Source organism: Roseateles sp. P5_E11 (assembly GCF_054049355.1).
The window spans coordinates 1-731 of sequence record NZ_JBFUMO010001147.1 but is presented as its reverse complement, the minus strand read 5'-3'; the positions used below and the strand labels follow the sequence as shown (position 1 = coordinate 731).

Annotated in this window: 1 protein-coding gene; it reads left to right on the top strand. The window is 63.7% G+C overall.

The window, feature by feature from the left end; translation table 11 throughout:
- Positions 1–731: hypothetical protein (locus ACXJKR_RS33990; RefSeq protein ID WP_457326612.1), on the top strand; the 731-nt coding region annotated here is incomplete at both ends.

Below are 731 nucleotides of genomic sequence, written 5' to 3'. Positions count from 1 at the left end.
CCGTCTACAGCAAGCTCAGCCTCAACAAGCGCCATGTCGACGACATCGTCGGCTTCCTCGGCGTGGGCAGCAACACGGCCTTCAACCCCGCTGGCACCTTCACCGACAACACGACCACCAACGTCCGCTCGCTGACGGCGGGCCAGAGTGCGGTTGCCTCGCTGCTGCCCAACTCGTACTCCTTCCGCGCCAACAATGCGCCGCTGGTGCTCGGCACGACGACCAACGTGCTGCCGGGCTACACGGTCGATTCCTCGCATCACCTGACGAGCTATTCGACCAACAACGGCTCCTTTGGCACGGACACCATCTTCAGCAGCATCGACACCGATTCGAAGACGCTGATCCTGGGCGGCGAATACAAGAGCGACCGCCTCAGCGTGCAGGCGATGGGCGGCTCGACCAAGTCCACCGCGATGCGCTATGACCGCCGCGCCTCCGTCAGCTATGTGTACGGCATCGGCAACTTCGCGCTGCAGCCCAATGGCATCTGGTCGTTCACGCTGCCCAATGGCAACAACAACGAGCAACTCAACTTCCCGCTCTATTCCACGCTGAACCCGGCCGCGCCATTGGCCGCCTTCCCGGCCTCGGCGACCAACCCGGTCTCGGTGCCGGCCTACACGGCCGCCCAGCGCGCGCAGTACACCAACAACACGCAGTTGCTGGTCATCCGCTCCTTCGACACCGAGAGCACCGAAAAGACCGGCAAGGTCGACCTGGCCTACAAC